The 22,870-nt window shown below is 70.9% G+C and carries 17 protein-coding genes; 15 read left to right on the forward strand and 2 right to left on the reverse strand.

What is annotated here, in order from left to right; genetic code table 11:
* Positions 1-164 precede the first annotated feature (164 nt).
* A complete protein-coding gene (locus tag SANBI_RS03785; protein WP_319159065.1) occupies positions 165-1,352 on the forward strand; it encodes a UDP-N-acetylmuramate dehydrogenase in 1,188 nt (395 codons plus the stop codon).
* A 125-nt stretch (positions 1,353-1,477) separates the two neighbouring features.
* Here SANBI_RS03785 and SANBI_RS03790 read toward each other — a convergent pair whose 3' ends face one another.
* Positions 1,478-2,011 carry a septum formation family protein gene (locus SANBI_RS03790; RefSeq protein ID WP_319159067.1) on the reverse strand — a complete coding sequence of 178 codons (534 nt, stop codon included), beginning with the start codon at positions 2,009-2,011 and terminating at the stop codon, positions 1,478-1,480.
* A 174-nt stretch (positions 2,012-2,185) separates the two neighbouring features.
* Here SANBI_RS03790 and SANBI_RS03795 point away from each other — a divergent pair, with 174 nt between their 5' ends.
* From SANBI_RS03795 to eno, 7 genes are all read left to right on the forward strand, one after another.
* Positions 2,186-3,004, forward strand: coding sequence for a phosphotransferase family protein (locus tag SANBI_RS03795; RefSeq protein ID WP_319159070.1), 819 nt, complete (start codon positions 2,186-2,188; stop codon positions 3,002-3,004).
* Between the two features lie 83 nt (positions 3,005-3,087).
* Positions 3,088-3,816: a hypothetical protein gene (locus SANBI_RS03800; protein ID WP_319159072.1), complete on the forward strand. Its 729-nt coding sequence runs from the start codon at positions 3,088-3,090 to the stop codon at positions 3,814-3,816.
* Positions 3,817-4,014: 198 nt separating this feature from the next.
* A complete protein-coding gene (gene mfd, locus SANBI_RS03805; protein WP_319159074.1) occupies positions 4,015-7,653 on the forward strand; it encodes a transcription-repair coupling factor in 3,639 nt (1,212 codons plus the stop codon).
* Between the two features lie 327 nt (positions 7,654-7,980).
* On the forward strand, positions 7,981-9,540 hold the full coding sequence (locus SANBI_RS03810; protein ID WP_319159076.1) for a Re/Si-specific NAD(P)(+) transhydrogenase subunit alpha: 1,560 nt from the start codon (positions 7,981-7,983) through the stop codon (positions 9,538-9,540).
* Position 9,541: 1 nt separating this feature from the next.
* On the forward strand, positions 9,542-10,960 hold the full coding sequence (pntB, locus tag SANBI_RS03815; protein WP_319159078.1) for a Re/Si-specific NAD(P)(+) transhydrogenase subunit beta: 1,419 nt from the start codon (positions 9,542-9,544) through the stop codon (positions 10,958-10,960).
* Positions 10,961-11,076: 116 nt separating this feature from the next.
* On the forward strand, positions 11,077-11,835 hold the full coding sequence (locus SANBI_RS03820) for a nucleoside triphosphate pyrophosphohydrolase (RefSeq protein WP_319159081.1): 759 nt from the start codon (positions 11,077-11,079) through the stop codon (positions 11,833-11,835).
* Between the two features lie 135 nt (positions 11,836-11,970).
* Positions 11,971-13,251 carry a phosphopyruvate hydratase gene (eno, locus tag SANBI_RS03825; RefSeq protein WP_056136632.1) on the forward strand — a complete coding sequence of 427 codons (1,281 nt, stop codon included), beginning with the start codon at positions 11,971-11,973 and terminating at the stop codon, positions 13,249-13,251.
* A 203-nt stretch (positions 13,252-13,454) separates the two neighbouring features.
* On the opposite strand, the gene SANBI_RS03830 is transcribed toward eno, so the two are convergent.
* Positions 13,455-14,861 carry an MFS transporter gene (locus SANBI_RS03830; RefSeq protein ID WP_319159083.1) on the reverse strand — a complete coding sequence of 469 codons (1,407 nt, stop codon included), beginning with the start codon at positions 14,859-14,861 and terminating at the stop codon, positions 13,455-13,457.
* Between the two features lie 265 nt (positions 14,862-15,126).
* Here SANBI_RS03830 and SANBI_RS03835 point away from each other — a divergent pair, with 265 nt between their 5' ends.
* The 7 genes from SANBI_RS03835 to SANBI_RS03865 all read left to right on the forward strand — a co-directional run bounded on the left by SANBI_RS03835 (position 15,127) and on the right by SANBI_RS03865 (position 22,832).
* Positions 15,127-15,339 carry a heavy-metal-associated domain-containing protein gene (locus tag SANBI_RS03835; RefSeq protein WP_319159085.1) on the forward strand — a complete coding sequence of 71 codons (213 nt, stop codon included), beginning with the start codon at positions 15,127-15,129 and terminating at the stop codon, positions 15,337-15,339.
* Entirely contained in the window at positions 15,336-16,304 is a 969-nt protein-coding gene (locus SANBI_RS03840) for a heavy-metal-associated domain-containing protein (RefSeq protein WP_319159087.1), read from the forward strand. The genes SANBI_RS03835 and SANBI_RS03840 overlap by 4 nt, the downstream gene beginning before the upstream one ends.
* A gap of 45 nt (positions 16,305-16,349) precedes the next feature.
* Positions 16,350-18,611, forward strand: coding sequence for a heavy metal translocating P-type ATPase (locus SANBI_RS03845; protein ID WP_319159089.1), 2,262 nt, complete (start codon positions 16,350-16,352; stop codon positions 18,609-18,611).
* A 560-nt stretch (positions 18,612-19,171) separates the two neighbouring features.
* Positions 19,172-19,528, forward strand: a complete 357-nt coding sequence (locus SANBI_RS03850) for an FtsB family cell division protein (protein ID WP_156382886.1) — start codon at positions 19,172-19,174, stop codon at positions 19,526-19,528.
* A gap of 79 nt (positions 19,529-19,607) precedes the next feature.
* The gene (locus SANBI_RS03855; RefSeq protein WP_319159094.1) at positions 19,608-20,129 is read left to right on the forward strand and encodes a DUF501 domain-containing protein; all 522 of its coding nucleotides are present in this window, start codon (positions 19,608-19,610) and stop codon (positions 20,127-20,129) included.
* 56 nt (positions 20,130-20,185) lie between these two features.
* Positions 20,186-21,211, forward strand: coding sequence for a Ppx/GppA phosphatase family protein (locus tag SANBI_RS03860; RefSeq protein ID WP_319159097.1), 1,026 nt, complete (start codon positions 20,186-20,188; stop codon positions 21,209-21,211).
* A gap of 139 nt (positions 21,212-21,350) precedes the next feature.
* A complete protein-coding gene (locus SANBI_RS03865) occupies positions 21,351-22,832 on the forward strand; it encodes an NAD(P)/FAD-dependent oxidoreductase (protein ID WP_319159100.1) in 1,482 nt (493 codons plus the stop codon).
* Positions 22,833-22,870 lie beyond the last annotated feature (38 nt).

Here is a 22,870-nt window from a genome sequence, read left to right on the forward strand (position 1 = left end):
CGGCACCGGGGATGCGGAGCAGCGGCAGGGCTGTGCCCGCACAGGCCCGCCCGCACAGGCCTGCCCGCTGCTCGCCCGCCGGTCTGGCTCCTGTCAGCTCGCCTGCCCGAGATCCTCACCTGCGCGGGCAGCGCAGGTGAGGATCGGAGTCTTAAACTGGCCGGGTGACCGAGGACCTGAGAGCACTGGCCGAACCCACCTTCGCCGACCTCACGACGCTGCGCGTCGGCGGGGACATGGACACCCTGGTCCGCACGACCACCGAGGCCGAGCTGATCGACGCCGTCCGGGCTGCTGACGACGCGGGTGAGCCCGCGCTGATCCTCGGCGGCGGCTCGAACCTGCTCGTCGCCGACGAGGGCTTCTCCGGGGTCGTGATCCAGGACCAGCGCTCCGGGCTGCGCGTCGAGAGCGCCGACTCCTGCGGCGGTGCGAACCTCACCGCCCCGGCCGGGCACAGCATGGACGACCTCGTCGCCGAGGTGATCGACCGCGGCTGGGTCGGTGTCGAGTCGCTCTCGGGTATCCCGGGGACCGTCGGCGCAGCCCCGGTCCAGAACATCGGCGCCTACGGCCAGGAGATCTCCGGCTCTGTCGCCAACGTGAGGGTCTGGGACCGCGGGCGCGGTCGTGTGCGAACCCTGTCTCTCGTCGACCTGGACTTCGGCTACCGCACGTCGATGCTCAAACGCTCGACGCAGATGCCGCACTCGCGCGCAGGCGAGCCTGGCGATGTCGACCCGCGGGCGCCGTGGTACCCGAGCCCGCGCTACGTGGTCCTCGACGTGAGCTTCCAGCTGCGCATCGGGACGCTCTCGACGCCCATCGTGTACCCCGAGCTCGCCCGCCGGCTCGGTGTCGACGAGGGCGCCCGCGCCGAGACGAGCGCGGTGCGCGACGCCGTCCTCGAGCTGCGCGGCAGCAAGGGGATGCTCCTCGACACAGGCGACCAGCCGGACTACGACCGCTGGAGCGCCGGCTCCTTCTTCACCAACCCGATCATCCCCGCGGACCTCGTCGCGGACCTGCCCGAAGGCGTCCCGGTGTTCCCCGTGCGGACGGCGACCCCGACCACGACGACAGGCCCGGCCCTCGGCACGATCGACCCGAGCGTCGTCAAGGTCTCGGCCGCGTGGCTCATCGAGCGTGCCGGCTTCGGCAAGGGGTACGGCGTCGACGGGCCGGACAGCGCCGCGAGGGTCTCGACCCGGCACACGCTCGCCCTCACCAACCGTGGCCACGCGACCGCGAACGACATCGTGCGGCTCGCTCGTGAGGTCCGCGGGGGTGTCGACGCAGCATTCGGCATCGAGCTCGTCCCTGAGCCTGTGCTCGTCGGGGTCGCGCTCTGAGGCCCGACTGACCCTCTGAGGTCTGCTCGCAGACGACAGCCTGCTTACTGTCGACGGGCTGCTCGCAGACGACGGGCCGCCCTACCTAGAGGTAGGGCGGCCCGTCGTCTGTCGTCCGGAGCAGCTCAGAGCTGCGAGCCCTTGAAGGACTCGGTGACGTCGTCCTGCGAGGCGACGACGCACTGGATCAGACGGTCGTCGAAGCCGTCCCAGCTGTCAGCCGTCGGGGTCAGCGGGGAGTAGTCGAGCGACGAGTCGTCCCAGGGGATCCCGACGAAGGTCGCGAACTGGTCGTAGCAGTAGGTGTCTGCCTGCTGGCTGACGGCGTCGTCGCCGGGGTAGTCGCCGTCGGGCAACGACATCTCCGCGTAGACCTCGCCGTCGTGCGGCTCGCCGCAGGGGACGACGGGGACCGAGTTGATCTCACCCGACCCGAGGGCCGCGTAGTCGAGGCAGTCGCCGACCTTGATGGAGAAGACGTCGGCGTCGGCCGTCTCGGTGATCTGGCCGTTCGTCTCGTCGCGCGGGGGCTCGTTCGAGGAACCCGAGCTGTCGAAGACGGAGCAGCTCGACAGGGCGAGGGCGGCGACGGCCGACAGTGCCACGACGGACAGGCCGCGGAGGGAGAGGCCCGAGGGGCGGGACAGGGACGGCGACATGATGGGAGTGCCTTCTCTCGTGAGGGGCTCTGCGACCGGAGGGCTGCAGGCACGCCGATCGTATCGGCGTGAGCGCAGGTCACGGGGCTGAATCCTCGTGGGAGGCTGGGGGAGAAGTCACCATGGGTGATATCGGTCTACGCGACACCGGTCTGTCGCAGGGAGGGGAACGTCATGGACGAGCAGGACGTCGCCCGGCTGGTGCGCGAGGCGTCGCGCAGCTTCGGGCTGGACCCGGAGCGGCTCGTGCCGCTCGGTGGGGCGACCGGGCGGGTGCTCGGAGTCGACGACGTCGTGCTGCGCCTCAGCTGGCCGCAGGTGCTCGACCACGAGCACCTTGCGTCCTCGGCCGCAGCAGCCGTGGTCCCGGTGCCCGAGCTCGTGGACCGGTACGACAGCCCCTCGGGCGACGGCGCAGCGGCGCTGATCCGCCGTGCGCCGGGGACCGACGCGGCTGCGCTCGACGGGATGAGCCTCGACAGGGCGCGCAGGCGCGGAGCAGCGTGCGGCCGAGCCCAGGCCGCGATCAGCACCGTCCGCCCGCCTGCAGGGCTCGCCAGGGTGCGAGGGGACGACGACCACCCCAGGAGCGAGGAGGACGTGCTGCTGCACCTCGACCTGCACCCTCTCAACATCGTGCTCGGCGACGACGACGAGGTCACCGCCGTCATCGACTGGACCAACGCCGCGGCCGGGCCTGCCGCCCTCGACCGGGCGCGCACAGCGAGCATCTTCCACCTCGACCCCCACGCCGTCCCGCTGCTCGGAGACCCGACGTGGCGAGCCTTCCTCGAGGGGTGGACCGAGAGCGCGCAGCTGGACCTGGTGCCAGCCCGGGCCACGGCGTGGGCGTGCCGGTACATGCTCGACGACGTCGGCGACAGGTACGACGAGGACGGGCTCGCACCTGTGCGGGCAGCGCTCGCGGAGGCGGAGCTGGCGACGACGCCGGGGCCGGCACCGGCATCGCCCCCGTCCGCAGCCCGGGCGTGACAGCTTCACCAGATCCGTAGACGAGAGGTCTGACAGCAGGCTCTCCGAGCCTGTAGATTTCACCCCTCGAACGAGCCGCACCGATGCCACTGACAGGGGCCGTGATGCCGCAGGACCGCTCGCCGCTCGACCACCTGCCCGACGACGGCGCACCGGACGCGCTGTCCGCCCGCCGGCAGAGGCAGATCCTCCTCGCGCTCCTCTCCGTGCTGCTCGTGGCCGGGGCGGTCGTCGTGCTCGTGCTGCTCGCCAGCCAGCGCGAACCCGTCCCAGGAGGCACGGTGACCGACGACCCGGCCGCCGGCGCTCCGACGGCTGAGCCGAGTGGCACGTCGACCCCCGACACCGACCTCGACGAGGCGCTCGCCGACCTCGACTCCTCGCGCTCGACCCTCGAGACGGCCGTCCTCTCCGCCGACGAGCTCCTCAGGGCGACGGACGGCAAGGTCGCCGACCCCGCGTCGCGCACAGGGCTGGCCGACGCGCTCACGGTGGCGCAGAGCGTCCTCGACGCCGACGTGGACCGCACGAGGCTCAGCGACGTGCAGACGGCGACGACCAGGCTCCGTGCGACGACGGCGAGCCTGCAGCATGCTGCCGGGATCGTCGCTGACTCGCACGAGGAGTGGTTGCTCCAGCAGCAGCCACCGCCGACCAGCACCCCGGTCGCACCAGCCCCGGGACCGACGGTCGACCCGCTCCCGCTCCCGCTGCCCACAGGCCCCGGTGGTGAGCCCGGCCCTCTCACCCCGCCGGACCGGACGCCGAGGCCCGGCCCGCAGCCGATCCCGATCCCCGACGACCAGCGCTGACCCGGGTACCCGTGGGGCCTCCCCGGTCCTCCGGGGTCTCCCCGCGCGATGTCGGTGGTGCGTCGTACGCTAGAACCACGTAGCCCGGATCATTCATGATTCGGGCCTGTTCGCGTTGCCCCGACCATCTGTCATGGGCGCAGCGCGAGCGCACGACCGGCGTCTGGCCGGCCGATCGTCGGCACTGGTGAAGGACACATGAATCTCACGGGCATCATCTCCGCTCTCCTCGAGGACCAGGGCGCGCGCGCCACGGTCGACCGTGTGCGGGCCCGCGGCGCGCTCGACGTGATCGGCCCGGCGGGCGTGCGCCCGCCGTTGCTGGCCGCGATGGCCGGTGCCCGTGCGAGCGAGGGCCTCATCCCGGAGACCGGCGCCGACGGCTCGCGCCCGCTCGTGGTCGTCACGGCGACGGGCCGCGAGGCCGACGACCTCGCCTCGGCGCTGCGCTGCTACCTGCCCTACGACGACGTCGCGGTGCTGCCCGCGTGGGAGACGCTCCCGCACGAGCGTCTGTCTCCGCGCTCTGACACCGTCGCCAAGCGCCTCGCCGTGTTCCGCCGCCTCGCCCACCCCTCGGCCGACCTCGGCATGACAGGACCGGTCCGCGTCCTCGTCATGCCCGTGCGTGCCCTGCTCCAGCCCGTCGTCGAGGGTCTCGGCGACCTCGAGCCCGTACGCCTCGAGGTCCGTGACCGCGCCGACCTCGCCGAGGTCGCCGACCGCCTGTCCGCAGCCGCCTACGCACGCGTCGACATGGTCGAGCGCCGCGGCGAGTTCGCCGTGCGCGGCGGGATCCTCGACGTGTTCCCACCGACCGAGGACCACCCGCTGCGTGTCGAGTTCTGGGGCGAGGAGGTCGAGGAGATCCGCTGGTTCGCGGTCGCCGACCAGCGCAGCCTCGAGATCGCCGACCACGGCGTCTGGGCGCCTCCCTGCCGCGAGATGCTGCTCACCGACGACGTGCGCGACCGCGCCTCGGCCCTCGTCGAGCAGCTCCCCGGTGCCGCCGAGATGCTCGACAAGATGGGCGCGGGCATCGCCGTCGAGGGCATGGAGTCCCTCGCCCCGGTCCTCGTCGACCGCATGGTGCCGGTCCTCGACCTCGTCCCCGACGACGCCCTCGTCGTGCTGAGCGACCCCGAGCGGGTCCGACGACGTGCGCACGACCTCGTCGCGACGACCCAAGAGTTCCTCGCCGCGGCCTGGACGTCGGCCGCGGCCGGCGGGTCGACCCCGATCGACCTCAGCGCCGCCTCCTTCGACACGATCGACGACGCCCGTGACCTCTCGGCCCGCCGCGGCCTCGGCTGGTGGACCCTGAGCCCCTTCGGGCTCGACAACCCCGAGGACGACAGCGACGAGGACGCACCCCTCCAGGACCCTGACGCCGACGTGCTGCGCATCGGTGCCCGTGAGGTCGAGGCGTACCACGGTGACGTCTCGCGCGCCCTCGACGACGTCCGCGGGCTCCAGCACGCCGGCTGGCGACTCATCATGACGACCGAGGGCCACGGCCCGGCCAAGCGCATGGTCGAGCAGCTGAGCAGCGCCGACGCACCGGCGCGGCTCGTCGGTGAGATCACCACGGACCCCGAGGGCGGGGTGGTCCTCGTGACCCCGGCGCCGCTCGGCCCAGGGTTCGTCGCACCCGACCTCAAGATCGCCGTCTTCTCCGAGTCAGACATGACAGGCCGCGCAGGGTCCTCGACCCGAGACATGCGCAAGATGCCGTCGAAGCGCCGCAACATCGTCGACCCCCTCCAGCTGCGGGCTGGCGACTTCGTGGTGCACGAGCAGCACGGTGTCGGGAAGTTCATCGAGCTCGTCCAGCGCACCCTGGGTGGCGGTGCTGCTGCCGCGACCCGTGAGTACCTCGTCATCGAGTACGCGAGCTCGCGCCGCGGCCAGCCCGGAGACCGGCTCTTCTGCCCGACGGACCAGCTCGACCAGGTGACCAAGTACACCGGTGGTGAGTCCCCGGCCCTCAACAAGATGGGCGGCTCGGACTGGGCCAAGACGAAGGGCAGGGCGAAGAAGGCGATCAAGGAGATCGCCTCCGAGCTCATCCGTCTCTACTCGGCGCGCATGGCGACCAAGGGCCACGCCTTCGGGCCGGACACCCCGTGGCAGCGCGAGCTCGAGGACGCCTTCGCGTACACCGAGACCCCCGACCAGCTGGCGACCATCGACGAGGTCAAGCAGGACATGGAGAAGACGATCCCCATGGACCGTCTGGTCTGCGGCGACGTCGGCTACGGCAAGACCGAGATCGCGGTCCGGGCGGCCTTCAAGGCAGTCCAGGACGGCAAGCAGGTCGCGGTCCTGGTCCCGACCACCCTGCTCGTCCAGCAGCACTACGACACCTTCGCCGAGCGCTACGCGGGCTTCCCCGTCGTGGTCAAGGGCCTCTCGCGCTTCCAGTCCGACAAGGAGGCGAAGGAGGTCGTCGACGGGCTCAAGGACGGCACAGTCGACGTGGTCATCGGCACGCACCGCCTGCTCTCCGGGTCCATCCGCTTCAAGGACCTCGGCCTCGTGGTGGTCGACGAGGAGCAGCGCTTCGGGGTCGAGCACAAGGAGACGCTCAAGCAGCTGCGCACCAACGTCGACGTCCTCGCCATGAGCGCGACCCCGATCCCCAGGACCCTCGAGATGGCGGTCACCGGGATCCGGGAGATGTCGACGCTCGCGACGCCGCCTGAGGAGCGCCACCCGGTGCTCACCTACGTCGGGGCGTACGACGACAAGCAGATCACCGCGGCGATCCGCCGTGAGCTGCTCCGCGAGGGCCAGCTGTTCTACGTGCACAACAAGGTCGACTCGATCGACCGGACGGCCGCGCGCCTCAAAGAGCTCGTGCCCGAGGCCCGCATCGAGGTGGCTCACGGCAAGATGGGCGAGCACCAGCTCGAGCGCGTGATCATGGACTTCTGGGAGAAGAAGTTCGACGTGCTCGTCTGCACGACGATCATCGAGACCGGGCTCGACATCTCGAACGCCAACACGCTGATCCTCGAGCGCGCCGACATGCTCGGTCTCTCCCAGCTGCACCAGCTCCGCGGGCGCGTGGGGCGTGGTCGGGACAGGGCGTACGCGTACTTCCTCTACCCGCCCGAGCGTCCCCTGACGGAGACTGCGCACGACCGTCTCGCGACCATCGCGGCCAACACCGACCTCGGGTCGGGCATGGCCGTGGCCATGAAGGACCTCGAGATCCGCGGCGCGGGCAACCTGCTCGGCGGTGAGCAGTCCGGGCACATCGCCGGGGTCGGCTTCGACCTCTACGTGCGGATGGTCGGGGAGGCCGTCGCAGCCTTCCGCGGCGAGGCCGAGGAGGAGGCGCCCGAGGTCACCATCGAGCTGCCTGTCGACGCGCACCTGCCGCACGAGTACATCGCGCACGAGCGGCTGCGCCTCGAGGCGTACCGCAAGATCGCCGCCGCGCAGACCGACGCCGACCTCGCGGACATCCGGGCTGAGCTCGTCGACAGGTACGGCGCGGTCCCCGAGGTGGTCGGCAACCTCTTCGACGTGGCGGCCTTCCGCAACCACGCGCGGGCTGCCGGGCTCTCCGACGTCACGGCGCAGGGCAAGTACGTGCGCTTCGCGCCCGTCGACCTCGCCGAGTCTGCTGAGCTGCGCCTCAAGCGTCTGTACCCCGGGACGATCCTCAAGCCGGCGATCCGCTCGGTCCTCGTGCCCTTCCCGACCACCGGCCGCATCGGTGGGCGGCCGCTGCGCGGGGCGGAGATCCTCGCCTGGGCCACGGAGCTCATCGACGCCGTCATCACGGGCGACGTGTCGGCAGCAGCGTCGGTCGGGACGCGCCGGTAGCAGGCGCGCTGGGCAGCCGGCCGGGACCCCACGGCAGGCCGGGTGCCCAGCACCCGCAGCGATGACGCGACCGGCCCACGACGCAGGTCAGCAAGGGCTTAGGTCCCTGAGCGCAGGGTCCGGCGTAGGTCACCATGGACGGTGGGTCGGCGCACGACGCCTCCCCACCACCTCCAGACCAGACCGGTGACGGAGTGTCGACTACCGTTTGGAAAACGCTTACCGCTGTATGTGGTAGACCAGGCTCCATCAGCCGGGGCGCACGCCGTCCCAGCACCCGGTTCCGGCCGACCGGCCTGTCCACGGACCAGTGAACGAGGAGAATCGATGAAGATCGGAGCACCCCGCGAGACACGTCCGGGGGAGAGGCTCGTCGCGGCGACCCCCACCACGGTCGCGCAGCTCGTCGCGCTCGGCTACGACGTCGCCGTCGAGAGCGGAGCGGGCTCAGAGGCCAGCTTCGACGACGCGAGCTATGTCGCCGCCGGGGCGTCGGTCGTCGGCCACGACGAGGTGTGGGCCAGCGACATCGTCACCTGTGTCAACCCGCCTGCCGACGACGACATCGCGCGGCTGCGCTCGGGGGCGACGATCGTCTCGATGATGGCGCCGGCCGCACGCCCGGACCTCGTCCAGGCCTTCTGGCACCAGGGCGTCAACGCCCTCGCCCTCGACGCGGTCCCGCGGATCTCCCGCGCCCAGGCGCTCGACGTCCTGAGCACGATGTCGAACGTCGCGGGGTACCGCGCTGTCATCGAGGCCGCCGAGGCCTACGGCGGCATGTTCGCCGGGCAGGTCACCGCGGCTGGCAAGACCGCTCCGGCCAAGGTGTTCGTCATCGGCGGTGGCGTCGCAGGGCTCGCGGCCATCGGTGCCGCGGTCAGTCTCGGCGCGCAGGTCCGCGCCTTCGACGTGCGACCCGAGGCAGGGGAGCAGATCGAGTCGATGGGCGCGGAGTTCGTCCAGGCGCAGGCCGCCCAGCAAGAGGTGTCCTCGGACGGCTACGCCCAGGCGATGACCGACGAGCAGGAGCGGCTGACCGCCGTCATGTACGCCCAGGAGAGCGCCTGGGCCGACATCGTCATCACGACGGCGCTCGTGCGGGGCTCGGCTCCGCGGACCATCACGGCCGACATGGTCGCGGCCATGCGTCCAGGCAGCGTCGTCGTCGACCTCGCCGCCTCAGGCGGCGGGAACTGCGAGCTCACGGTCCCCGGGAGCGTCGTGGTCACCGACGACGGCGTGACGATCATCGGCTGGACCGACCTCGCGAGCCGGCTGCCCAAGCACACCTCGCAGCTCCTCGGCACGAACATCGTCAACCTCATGAAGCTGCTCACGCCCGGCAAGGACGGCCAGATCGTCCTCGACATGGACGACGTCGTGCAGCGCGGGATGACCGTCACGCTCGGGGGAGAGGTCTTGTGGCCCCCGCCGCCCGTCCAGGTCTCGGCAGCAGCCCCGGCCCCGGTCGCCGCAGCAGTCTCCGCCGTCGACCCCGTCGTGGCGGCGCGGCTGGCCGCCGAGGCCGCCCGGCGCCAGAGCCAGCGCCGCCTGGCGACCTACGGGCTCGGAGCAGTGCTCCTCGGGCTGGCCGTGGCGTTCTCCCCACCGGCCTTCGTCGGGTTCTTCACGGTCTTCGTGCTCGCCGTCTTCGTGGGCTACTACGTCATCTCCAACGTGAGCCACTCGCTGCACACGCCGCTGATGGCCCAGACGAACGCCATCTCGGGGATCATCCTCGTCGGCGCGCTGCTGCAGATCGGCAGCGACGACTGGTGGGTCACCTCGCTCGCCCTCGTCGCCGCGACAGTCGCCAGCATCAACATCTTCGGCGGGTTCCTCGTGGCCTACCGCATGATCACCATGTTCCGGAAGGACGCCTGACATGACGCTCGCCTCCCTCGCGCAGGCCGTGTACGTCCTCGCCACGATCCTCTTCATCCTCAGCCTCGCCGGGCTCTCGAAGCAGAGCACAGCCCGCAGCGGCAACATCTTCGGCATGCTCGGCATGGGGCTGGCCCTGCTCGCGACCGTAGCCCTCGGCCTCGACAGCAGCGAGCGGCCCGTCCTCGTCACAGCCCTGCTCATCGCGATGGTCTTCGTCGTCGGTGCGGGCGTCGGCACCTGGCAGGCACGACGCGTCGAGATGACGCAGATGCCAGAGATGATCGCGATGCTGCACAGCTTCGTCGGTCTTGCCGCCGTGCTGGTCGGCGTCAACTCCTACCTCACCGAGACCCACGCAGACACGCTCCACCTCGTGGAGGTGTTCCTCGGGATCTTCATCGGGGCCATCACCTTCACAGGGTCGATCGTCGCGTACCTCAAGCTCTCGGCGCGCATCAAGTCCTCGCCGCTGACGCTCCCCGGGCGCAACCTGCTCAACCTCGCCGGGCTCCTCGCGTGCGCCGGGCTGCTCGTCTGGTTCCTCGCCAGCCCGTCGGTGTGGCCGCTGCTCGTCATGATGGTCGTCGCGCTCGCGATCGGCTGGCACCTCGTGGCCTCGATCGGCGGCGGCGACATGCCTGTCGTCGTGTCGATGCTCAACTCGTACTCCGGGTGGGCTGCCGCCGCGGCCGGGTTCATGCTGGGCAACAACCTGCTGATCATCGTCGGTGCGCTCGTCGGCTCTTCCGGTGCGATCTTGTCGTACATCATGTGCAAGGCGATGAACCGGTCCTTCGTCTCGGTGATCCTCGGCGGCTTCGGCTCTGACGACGGCGCCCCTGCCGCGGGCTCCGACGACACCGACTACGGCGAGCACCGCGAGGTCACCGCCGTCGAGGTCGCCGAGATGCTCTCGGAAGCCCGCTCCGTGGTCATCACGCCCGGCTACGGCATGGCCGTCGCCAAGGCGCAGTACCCCGTCGCGGACCTCGTCTCGCGGCTGCGGGCCCAGGGCGTCGACGTGCGCTTCGGTGTCCACCCCGTCGCCGGGCGCCTGCCGGGCCACATGAACGTGCTGCTCGCCGAGGCCAGGGTCCCGTACGACATCGTCCTCGAGATGGACGAGATCAACGACGACCTCCCCGAGACCGACGTCGTGCTGGTCATCGGCGCGAACGACACCGTCAACCCGGCCGCTCTCGACGACCCGGGCTCGCCCATCGCCGGGATGCCCGTCCTGGAGGTGTGGAAGGCCAAGCAGGTGGTCGTGTTCAAGCGGTCGATGGCCACCGGGTACGCCGGGGTGCAGAACCCGCTGTTCTTCAAGGAGAACACCGCGATGCTCTTCGGCGACGCCAAGCAGCGCGTCGACGACATCGTCGCCGCGATCGGCGCAGAGGAGAAGGTCTCGGTCTGACCGAGGAGGACGGCCTGCGACCGCAGGCCGTCCCCAGCCCCCGCCGACGGGCTCGTCGTCCACCCTCGCGGTGGCGACGAGCCCGTCGTGCGTCGAGGCTGCGGCAGAATCAGAGCATGACCTCTGCTGCCCGCACCGAGCCGTCGGGCACCGAGCCCTCCGGCGCCGTCCGCGACCCGCTCCGCGACGCTGAACAGCTCCGTGACGCCGACCGGCTCCGCGATGCCGACCGGCTCCGCGACCTCGTCGAGGCGATGGATGTGCTGCGCTCCCCGGGTGGGTGCCCGTGGGACGCCGAGCAGACCCACGAGTCGCTCGTGAGGTACCTGCTCGAGGAGACATACGAGCTCGTCGAGACCATCGAGACCGGGGACAGGGCAGGGCTGCGCGAAGAGCTCGGCGACGTCCTCTTCCAGGTCGTCTTCCACGCGCGGATCGCCGCGGAGGACCCCGACGACCCCTTCACCCTCGACGACGTCGCCGCCGACCTCGTCGCGAAGCTGCACCGCCGCCACCCGCACGTCTTCGGCGACGACGAGTACGTCGACGCTGCGCACCTCACCACCCGCTGGGACCAGATCAAGCAGCAGGAGAAGGCTCGTGCGTCGGTCCTCGACGGCATCCCTCTCGATCAGGGCGCGCTCTCGCGCGCGCAGAAGGTCGTCACGCGTGCCCGACGCGCGGGCCTGCCGGACGGCGGGGCGGCAGAGGCGCCCGGCCCGGTAGGTCTGACCTCCGAGGAGGTCGGCGCCGAGCTGCTCGCCGTCGTCCGCAGGGCCCAGGCGGCAGACGTCGACGCCGAAGGTGCGCTCCGCGCGGCCCTGCGCACGCTCGAGTCCGAGATCCGCGACGTGGAGCGTCACGCGGGCCCCTGACCGACGTGGCGCAGCGGTGACGCGGGGGTGGCTCAGGCGTGAACGTGTGCGCCATAGGTCGAACATCCCGCCCCAGGACCGCCCGGATCCGACTAGTGTTGGGTCGTAAACCCGTAGTCCTTAGAAGGAGCATCTGTGGCCAGCATCGAAGTCGTCTACGCACGCGAGATCCTCGACTCCCGCGGAAACCCCACTGTCGAGGTCGAGGTCGTCCTCGACGACGGCTCGTCCGCCCGCGCAGGCGTGCCCTCCGGTGCGTCCACGGGTGCGTTCGAGGCAGTCGAGCGCCGCGACGGTGACAAGGGCCGTTACCTCGGCAAGGGCGTCCAGGGCGCCATCGACGCCGTCAACGAAGAGATCGCCCCCGAGATCATCGGCCTCGAGGCCGAGGAGCAGCGCGAGCTCGACTCCACGCTGATCGACCTCGACGGCACCCCCAACAAGGGCAAGCTCGGCGCCAACGCGATCCTCGGCGTCTCGCTCGCCGTCTCGCAGGCTGCTGCGGAGTCCGCAGGCCTCGAGTACTTCCGCTACGTCGGCGGCCCGAACGCCCACGTCCTCCCCGTCCCGATGATGAACATCCTCAACGGTGGGTCGCACGCCGACTCCAACGTCGACATCCAGGAGTTCATGGTCGCCCCGATCGGTGCCTCCTCGTTCCGCGAGGGCCTGCGCATCGGCGCCGAGGTCTACCACTCCCTCAAGTCCGTCCTCAAGAGCGAGGGCCTCTCGACCGGTCTCGGTGACGAGGGTGGCTTCGCGCCGAACCTCTCGAGCAACCGTGCCGCGCTCGACCTGATCCTCGTCGCGATCGAGAAGGCCGGCTTCAAGCCGGGCGTCGACGTGGGCCTCGCGCTCGACGTCGCAGCGACCGAGTTCTTCTCCGAGGGTGCCTACCAGTTCGAGGGCAAGGCCACGAGCCCGGCCGACATGGTCGCGTACTACGCGCAGCTCGTCGCCGACTACCCCCTCGTCTCGATCGAGGACCCGCTGTCCGAGGACGAGTGGGACTCCTGGGCCGAGCTCGTCGCCCTCGTGGGTGACAAGGTGCAGATCGTCGGCGACGACCTCTTCGTCACCAACCCGGAGCGTCTGGCCAAGGGCATCAAGGCCCGCTCGGCCAACTCGCTGCTGGTCAAGCTCAACCAGATCGGTACCCTCACCGAGACCCTCGACGCTGTCCAGCTCGCGCAGCGCGCCGGCTTCACCGCGATGATCTCGCACCGCTCGGGCGAGACCGAGGACACGACGATCGCAGACCTCGCCGTCGCGACCAACGCTGGCCAGATCAAGACCGGTGCCCCCGCCCGTGGCGAGCGCATCAACAAGTACAACCAGCTCCTGCGTATCGAAGAGTCCCTCGGCGACTCGGCTGTCTACGCCGGTGCCTCGGCCTTCCCGCGCTGGAACGCCTGAGCATCAGCTCACCGGTAGGTCCTTGACCTGCTGACGACGCCCGGTGGTCCCGTGAGGGGCCACCGGGCGTCGTCGTCTCCTGCGAGAGACCGGACGTGGTCTTCGGCGGGAGACCGGTCGTGGTCTCCTGCGAGAGACCAGCAGTCGATGCCGAACGCTGGTCGACCGCCGACCGCCGACCGCCGACCGCCGACCGCCGACCGCTAGTGAGTACCCACGCGGGGCCTCGACATCGCGACAGCCGTCACGGCAGCGCCGACGAGGGCGAGGACCGCCGCTCCGACGAAGGCGGCCGAGTAGCCGGCTGTGAGGTCGACCGGAGCGGGGTCGGTTCCGGCGACCACGGAGACGATGGCCGTGAGCGCGGCGAGACCGAGCGCGGAGCCGATCTGGTAGCTCGTGCTCACCAGGCCCGACGCCACACCGGTCTCGGCTGGCGGAGCCGCGTTGATCGCCGTGCCGAGGGACGGCACGAAGGTGAGGGACATGCCGAGGGCGGCCAGGAGCGACGCGGGCAGCACGTCGACGGCATAGCTGCCGTCGGGACGCACGAAGGACAGCCACACGAGCCCGGCTGCGAGCAGCAGCAGCCCCGCCACGATCAACGACCTCGCGCCGAAGCGGTCCTGGAGCCGAGGTGCGACGGCCAGCATGACGAGCACGACGAGCCCTGTCATCGGCAGGAGCGCCGCGCCGGCCGCGAAGGCGCTCGCGCCGAGGACCTGCTGCAGGTAGAGGTTGAGGAAGAACCACATCGAGACCCATGCGGCACCGAGCATCAGCTGGGCGCCGTTCGCGGCGGCCAGCAGAGGCGCACGCAGCAGCCCGAGGCGGAGCAGAGGGTCGCGGCTCCGCGCCTGGACCACGAAGAAGATCACCAGCAGCACGACGCCTGCGGCCAGCGCGGCGAGGGTCGGCAGAGCGAGCCACCCGACCTCTGGGGCGTTGACGACCGCGTAGACGAGCGCAGCCAGACCGAGGGTCACGGTGAGCGCGCCGACGACGTCGATCGAACCCGAGGTCTTCCTCTCGGTGCGCGGGAGGGCTGACGCCGTGAACGCGAGCACCAGGACCGCGATCGGCACGGTGACGTAGAAGACCCAGTGCCAGCTCGCGTACTCGGTGAGGATCCCTCCGAGGAAGACCCCGGCGCTACCTCCGACTGGAGCCGCCGCACCGTAGACGGCGAAGGCCTTCGGCAGGTCGCGCGTGCCGCCGAACAGCATCATCAGCAGGGTCAGTGCGGCCGGGGCGATCATCGCCGACCCGGCACCCTGGATCGCCCGGCCGGCGATCTCGAGCCCGATGCTGCCCGCGGCTCCGGCGAGGACAGACCCGACGATCAGCACGACCCAGCCCAGCGCGAAGATCTTGCGGGCGCCGAAGACGTCGGCCAGGCGACCGCCCAGCAGGAGGAGGCCGCCGAAGGCGACGACGTAGGCGTTGAACACCCAGGACAACGACTCGGACGTGAAGCCGAGGTCTGCCTGGATGTCCGGGAGGGCGACTCCGATGATCGACGTGTCCATGATGACCACGAACTGGGCCGTGGCGATGAGCGCGAGGCCGAGCCACCGCTTCCTGGACGACGGCGGGGGGTGGGTAGACATGAGATCTCCTCCTGAGGATGGGCCGGCGGACCCGGCGGTCGTCAAGGTATACCCATGGGGGGTATGGGTGTCAACGTGAGACGAACGGGCTGACGAGCGCGTCAGGCGGCTCGATTGAGGTACCCCGTAGGGGTATCGATGGCAGGGTGGTGCGGCGGACGTGACATCTCTCGAATTAGCCTTGTGGAATACCCCAACGGGGTATACGTTCCAGGGGACGAGGTACCCCGTGGGGGTATCTAGACGCATGAGAGGACGGTCCGTCATGGCCACGAAGGAGTACCAGGTGAGCGGCATGACCTGCGGACACTGCGAGCTCTCGGTCCGCGAGGAGGTCGGCGCGGTCGCCGGGGTCGACGACATCCAGGTGAGCGCCGCGACGGGTCGGCTCGTCGTGACGGGCTCCGGAGCGTTCGACGACGCACAGGTCCTGGCAGCCGTCGACGAGGCCGGCTACTCGGCCGTGCGGTCCGCATGAAGACCTGGGCGCGACTGAGTCTCTACGGCCTCGGGATTGTGCTGACCTTCGGTGGCGCCTACGGCGTCGCCGGGGCGGTCGTACCCGAGAGCACCGTCGACAGCTGGACCGGAGGGGACGAGATGGACGAGCACGGACAAGACCACGGAGCCGAGAGCGCCGTGACGACAGAGACCACAGGGACCGGACCTGCGGACAGCGGGCTCGCGGGCCTCGCGCTCGGCGCCGCCGGGTACGAGCTCTCGTCGATCGACGCACCGACGCAGGTCGGTGAGGCCGGGGAGCTGAGATTCCAGGTCCGGGACACCTCGGGGGCGCCGGTCAGGCAGTACACGACAGCGCACGAGAAGGACCTGCACCTGATCGTGGTGCGGGCCGACGGCAGCCAGTTCCGCCACGTCCACCCCGAGCTGGACGAGACCACCGGGACCTGGTCGACGCCCTGGGAGTGGGCAGCAGCCGGGAGCTACCGCGTGTACGCCGACGTCACGCCAGCCGGTGCCGAGGAGTCCCTCACGCTGTCTCGCACGGTCCAGGTCGCCGGGGACCTGGACCCAGTAGTCCCGCAGCCGGCCCGGAGCGACCAGGTGGACGGCTTCACCGTGACCGTCGACGGCGAGCTGGTCGCGGGGGAGGCCAGCGAGCTCACCTTCACCGTCACCAGGGACGGCGAGCCTGTCGTCGCCCTCGAGCCGTACCTGGGGGCCTTCGGCCACCTCGTCGCGCTGCGCGACGGCGACCTCGCCTATCTGCACGTCCACGCCGAGGGCGGCGACCCGGAGCCCGGTCAGACAGCCGGGCCGGAGATCGCCTTCGCGGCCCAGACCCCGACCGCGGGCCGGTACCTGCTGTACCTGGACTTCCAGGTCGACGGTCAGGTCCGCACCGCCGAGCTCGTGCTCGACGCCGCTCCCGGCGCCGACCCCGCGGGACCCGAGAGCGGACCGCACCCGGAGGAGCACTGACCGAGAGGTCGGACCCACTCCCACCAGCCGAGAGAAGGAACTGACATGAGCACGACTGCCCCTCCGGGCGTGACCGCCGGCATCGTGCTGGAGATCAGCGGGATGACCTGTGCCTCCTGCGCCATGCGGATCGAGAAGAAGCTCAACAAGCTCGACGGCGTCGTCGCGACCGTGAACTACGCGACCGAGAAGGCCCGGGTGACGGTCCCGGACGGGTTCGACCCGGCGATGCTGATCGCCGAGGTCGAGAAGACCGGGTACGGCGCTGCTCTGCCCGCCCCCGTGGGCGGGAGCACGGACGGTCCGACCGCAGACGGCGAAGACCCTGAGCTGGTCTCGCTGCGCCACCGGCTGATCGGTGCTGTCGTGCTGACGGTGCCCGTCATCGCGATGGCCATGGTCCCGGCCTGGCAGTTCACCTCCTGGCAGTGGGCCTCGCTCGTCCTCGCCTCCCCGGTGATCGTGTGGGCGGCGTGGCCGTTCCACAAGGCCGCGTGGGCGAACCTCCGGCACGGCACCGCGACCATGGACACGCTCATCTCGGTGGGTACCTCCGCCGCGTTCTTGTGGTCGCTGTACGCGCTGTTCTTCGGCACCGCGGGCACCCCGGGCATGACGCACCCCTTCGAGCTCACGCTCGCACCGTCCGACGGTGCGGCGAACATCTACCTCGAGGTGGGTGCCGGCGTCACGATGTTCATCCTCGCCGGTCGGTACTTCGAGAAGCGTTCCAAGAAGCAGGCCGGGGCGGCCCTGCGCGCGCTGCTCGAGCTCGGCGCCAAAGAGGTCTCGGTGCTGCGCGGCGGCGTCGAGACGAAGATCCCGGTCGAGGACCTCGCTGCGGGCGACGAGTTCGTGGTGCGGCCGGGCGAGAAGATCGCCACGGACGGTGTCGTGGTGTCCGGGACGTCCGCCGTGGACGAGTCGATGCTCACGGGTGAGTCGGTCCCTGTCGAGGTCTCGGCAGGGGACGCCGTCACCGGCGCGACGACCAACGCCGGTGGACGCCTCGTGGTCCGCGCGACCCGCATCGGGTCAGACACCCAGCTCGCGCAGATGGCCCGTCTCGTCGAGGACGCCCAGACCGGCAAGGCCGAGGTCCAGCGCCTGGCCGACAGGATCTCCGGTGTGTTCGTGCCGATCGTCATCGTGATCGCCGCCGCAGCGCTCGGCGGGTGGCTGGGCGCAGGCTTCCCCGTGAGCGCGGCCTTCACGGCTGCGGTCGCGGTCCTGGTCATCGCCTGCCCCTGCGCGCTCGGGCTCGCGACGCCGACGGCGCTCCTGGTCGGCACAGGCCGGGGTGCGCAGATGGGCGTTCTCATCAAGGGCCCGGAGGTGCTCGAGTCGACCCGCGCGATCGACACCGTCGTCCTGGACAAGACCGGGACGGTCACGACAGGGAAGATGACCCTCGTCGACGTCGTGGTCGAGCCCGGGACAGACCGCGCCGAGCTGCTGCGGCTCGCCGGCTCGCTCGAAGACGCCTCCGAGCACCCGATCGCGCAGGCTGTCGCCCAGGGTGCGAGGCAGGAGGTCGGGGCGCTCGCGGTCCCCGAGGACTTCGCGAACGTCGAGGGCAAGGGGGTCCAGGGTGTCGTGGACGGCCGCGCCGTCCTCGTCGGTCGCCAGTCTTTGCTCGCCGAGTGGTCCCAGGAGCTCAGCCCTGCGCTGGTCGCTGCCAAGACCCAGGCCGAGGGCGAGGGGAAGACCGTCGTCGCTGTCGGCTGGGACGGGCAGGCACGCGGTGTCCTCGTGGTCGCCGACACCGTCAAGCCGACGAGCGCCGAGGCCGTCGCCCAGCTCAAGGCGCTCGGTCTGACCCCCGTGCTCCTCACCGGGGACAACGAGGCCGTCGCCCGGCAGATCGCCGCGGAGGTGGGCATCGACGAGGTGATCGCCGAGGTCCTCCCGAAGGACAAGGTCGACGTCGTCACCCGCCTGCAGTCCGAGGGGAGGGTCGTCGCGATGATCGGCGACGGCGTCAACGACGCCCCGGCGCTCGCGCAGGCGGACCTCGGCCTGGCGATGGGCACCGGAGCGGACGTCGCGATCGAGGCCTCCGACATCACGCTGGTGCGTGGCGACCTGCGCAGCGCCGTCGATGCCATCCGGCTGTCCCGCGCGACGCTCCGGACGATCAAGACCAACCTGTTCTGGGCCTTCGCCTACAACGTCGCGGCGATCCCCGTCGCGGCGCTCGGCATGCTCAACCCGATGCTCGCAGGGGCTGCGATGGCGCTCTCGAGCGTCTTCGTCGTGGGCAACAGCCTGCGCCTGCGCGGGTTCCGGAGCGTCACCACGCGATGAGCTCCCCGGAGGCGAGCCCCCGCCCGCTGCGCAGGTTGCGGGCCTGCCTTCGACGTGGACCCCGCGCGGTACGCCGCCAGCACCGCGTGACCGCGTGGCGCACCTGACCGCGTGCGCCGCCCGGACGGGGCGCGGGGTGTGTGAGGGATGTGGAGGCTGGCGAGTCGCACGCCGCGTCCTCCGGGCCGACGGGGCAGGATTGCCCTGTGCCTCACTCCTCCCGCCCTCCCGCGCCCCGTCCTGACGGTGCCGCGAGCCCGGGATCGGGTCGGAAGGCCGCTCGCCCGACGTCGTCACGGACCGGGGACGTCCCCTCGGTCCCGCGGCCGACGGGTCGGACCGCCGGGGCCGCTCCGCGGTCGGCCCCGCGCAGCGCCCCCACCCCGCGCAGCGCCCCAGCGCCCCGCGGGAGCTCCGCTCCCCGAGGCGGCACGACAGGATCGTCCCGTGCCGTACGACCAGCGCCCGTCCGTCAGAGCGGACCCGCGCCCGTCGCGAAGCCCCGCGGCTGGGTGCGCATCTTCACGGTGCGGTCGGCCGTCATCATCTTGGTCGCGCTCATGGGGTTCATCCTCACGCTGCCGACAGCGCTGCAGTTCTTCAAGCAGCGCTCTGCCAACGAAGAGCTGAGGTCGCAGCTCGCGCAGATCCAGGAGCAGAACGCCGACGCGACCAACGAGCTCAGCCGCTGGCAGGACGACAGGTTCGTGATCGCCCAGGCGCGCGAGCGGCTGACCTTCGTGTTCCCGGGGGAGCAGGCCTACAGGGTCGTCGACCCCGAGTCCGTCGAGGAACCCGTGCCCGCCGAGACCCAGGGCGCCGTCGAGGACGGCGCCGTCACCTCGGGTCTCGTCGAGGACCAGCCCTGGTACTCCACGGTCTGGGACTCCGTCGGGGTGGCCGGGCAGACCGGCTGACCTCCTGGTTCGGGGCAGCGGGGGATCCGGGAGACAATGGTCCGCGCGATCGAAGCCCACCCGAACGAAGGAACGCCCCGTGACCGAGCCGGCAAACGCCGTCGTCCCAGACCCGACAGCCGTCACCGAGCGTGACCTCGAGGTCCTCGCCGAGCAGCTCGGACGCGTGCCCCGCGGGGTCGTCGGCATCGCTGCCCGCTGCGTCTGCGGGCGCCCGCTCGTCGTGCGCACAGCGCCGAGGCTCGACGACGGGACCCCGTTCCCGACCACGTACTACCTCACGAGCCCGGGCGCCGTCGCGGCCGCGAGCACGCTCGAGGCGAACGGCGTGATGAAGGAGATGTCCGAGCGCCTGCTCGAGGACGAGGAGCTCGCCGCCGCGTACCGCGCCGCCCACGAGCACTACCTCGCCCAGCGCGAAGAGCTCGGTCACGTCGAGGAGATCGCCGGGATCTCCGCAGGCGGCATGCCCACCCGCGTCAAGTGCCTGCACGTGCTCGTCGGGCACGCCCTCGCCGCCGGACCTGGCGTGAACCCCCTCGGCGACGAGGCGCTCGGGCTCATCGCGCACACCTGGCGACAGGACCGCTGCACCTGCTGACAGGAGCAGACCGGTCGGGTCCGCGGGTGTCGGCGGGAGGTGGCAGGCTAGGTCTCATGACCTCGGCTGCACACACCACCCCCTCTTCGCCCGACGCCTCGACAGCGGCACAGGCGCCCGCCCCGGGCACCCGTCGCGTCGCCGCGATCGACTGCGGCACCAACTCGATCCGCCTGCTCGTCGCCGACGTCGACGTCGAGGCCGGCACCCTCACGGACCTGGTCCGCGAGATGGAGGTCGTCCGGCTCGGTCAGGGCGTCGACAAGACCGGGAGGCTGGCACCCGAGGCGCTCGAGCGCACCCTCGAGGCCACCCGCCGCTACGCGCAGACGTGCCACGAGCTCGGCGCAGAGCGCGTGCGCTTCGTCGCGACGTCGGCGTCCCGCGACGCCGAGAACCGCCAAGACTTCGTGGACGGGGTCCTCGCGGCGATCGGCGTCGAGCCCGAGGTCATCTCGGGCGACGAAGAGGCCGAGCTCAGCTTCCGCGGGGCGACGAGCGTCCTCGGAGCAGGCCACACGGCGCCCTACCTCGTGGTCGACCTCGGTGGCGGCTCGACCGAGGTGGTCCTCGGCACCGACGCCCCCGACGCCGCGCGGTCGATGGACGTCGGCTGCGTCCGCATGACCGAGCGCCACCTCACGCTCGACCCGCCGACCGCAGAGCAGGTCGCCGCCGCCCGCAGCGACGTCAGGGCTGCACTCGACGCCGCTGCCCTCGCCGTCCCGCTCGGCCAGACCGGGACCCTGGTCGGCCTCGCAGGCACCGTCACGACGGTGACAGCGCACGCCCTCGGGCTCGAGCGCTACGACCGTGACCGCATCAACGGGTCTGTGCTGACAGTCGAGCAGACCCTCGCGGCCTGCGACGACCTCCTGTCCAAGACCCGCGACGAACGCGCCGCCCTCGGCTTCATGCACCCGGGCCGTGTCGACGTCATCGCTGCCGGGGCCCTGGTGTGGTCCGAGGTCGTCCGCCGTGTGCGCGACGAGGTCGCCGCCGCCGGGGGAGAGCTCACCGAGGTCGTCACGAGCGAGCACGACATCCTCGACGGGATCGCCTGGAGCGTCGCCCAGGGGTGAGCCCGGGCGGGAGGTTCGCCGCTGGCGTACCTCTCGTCGTCGCAGGTGGACGCTGTGTGCGCGAGATGTGAGAGCTTCTGTGCCGCGGATCACTGCGTTCCGGGTTCGCGGACCAAAGCCCCGCGAATATCATGGCTGTATGGCTCAGACTGACGTGACCCCGGCTAGTGCGTCCTCCTCATCGTCGACGGAACCTGCACGCGCGCCCAAGCCGCGCAAGGTTCCGCGCATCGTCGTGCTCGGTGGTGGATCGGTCGGCCTCTACTCCGCCCGTCGCCTCCGCAAGCGCCTCGGGCGCCGCGAGGCTGCGATCGTCGTCGTCGACCCTCGCCCGTACATGACCTACGCGCCGTTCCTCCCCGAGGTCGCGGCCGGATCGATCCAGGACCGTGACGTCGTCGCGCCGCACCGCCGCGCGCTCAAGCACGTCGACACGCTCCAGGGCAAGGTCACGAACATCGACCACGGCAACCGCACGATCGAGATCACCCCCGAAGAGGGCGACGTGTACTCGATCACCTACGACCACCTCATCGTCGGTCTCGGCTCGGTCGCCCGCACGCTCCCGATCCCGGGACTCGCGGAGCAGGGCATCGGCTTCAAGAACGTCGAAGAGGCCGTGGCGCTCCGCAACCACATCCTCAACCGCATCAACCTCGCGTCCTCCACCTGGGACCCCGAGCTCCGCCGCCGCATGCTCACCTTCACCTTCATCGGTGGTGGCTTCGCCGGCATCGAGGCGCTCGCCGAGACCGAGGACATGGCCCGTGCGGCCGCCAAGAACCTCCCGGGCGTCTCGCAGGACGACATCCGCTTCGTCATGATCGAGGGCACGGACCGCATCCTCCCCGAGCTCACCCTCGAGATGGCCAACTACGCCCTCGCCGAGATGAAGAAGCGCGGCATCGAGTTCCACCTCTCGACCTTCCTCAGCTCGTGCGTCGACGGCCACGTCGTCACCTCGACGGGTGTCGAGTTCGACTCCGAGACCATCGTCTGGACCGCTGGTGTCAAGGCCAACCCGGTGCTCGGCACCTCGGACCTGCCGCTCGACAAGATGGGCCGCCTCATGGTCCTGCCGACCCTCCAGGTCGCGGACGAGGACGGCAACGTCGTCGAGGGTGCCTGGGGCGCCGGTGACTGCGCCGCGGTCCCCGACCTCTACAACCCCGGCAAGTTCTGCCCGCCGAACGCCCAGCACGCGATCCGTGAGGCGAAGGTCATGGCCGACAACCTCTTCCAGTCGCTGAAGTCGGGCCCGGTCACCGAGTACAAGCACAAGAACCTCGGCACCGTCGCCTCGCTCGGTCTGCACAAGGGTGTCGCGATCCTCTTCGGCTCGATCAAGCTCAAGGGCTTCCCGGCCTGGGTCATGCACCGCGCGTACCACGTCGCCGCGATGCCGACCGCGAGCCGCAAGATCCGCATCCTCACCAACTGGTTCGGGACGTACTTCCTGCGCCGCGAGGTCGTCTCCCTCGGCTCGATCCACGACCCGCGCGCCGAGTTCCGCGCGGTCTCCGTGCCGGCCAAGCCGAAGGAGGCTCCGGCCGAGGCCGCGAAGACCACCCCGATGGCTCCGACCGAGACCAACAACACCGAGGACGCGTCGAAGTCCTGACGACGCCTCATGGGGTGCTCTGCTGAGGCAGAGCACCC

Origin of the sequence: Sanguibacter biliveldensis (genome assembly GCF_033798665.1) — a bacterium.
In the GTDB taxonomy this organism is placed as follows: domain Bacteria; phylum Actinomycetota; class Actinomycetes; order Actinomycetales; family Cellulomonadaceae; genus Sanguibacter; species Sanguibacter inulinus.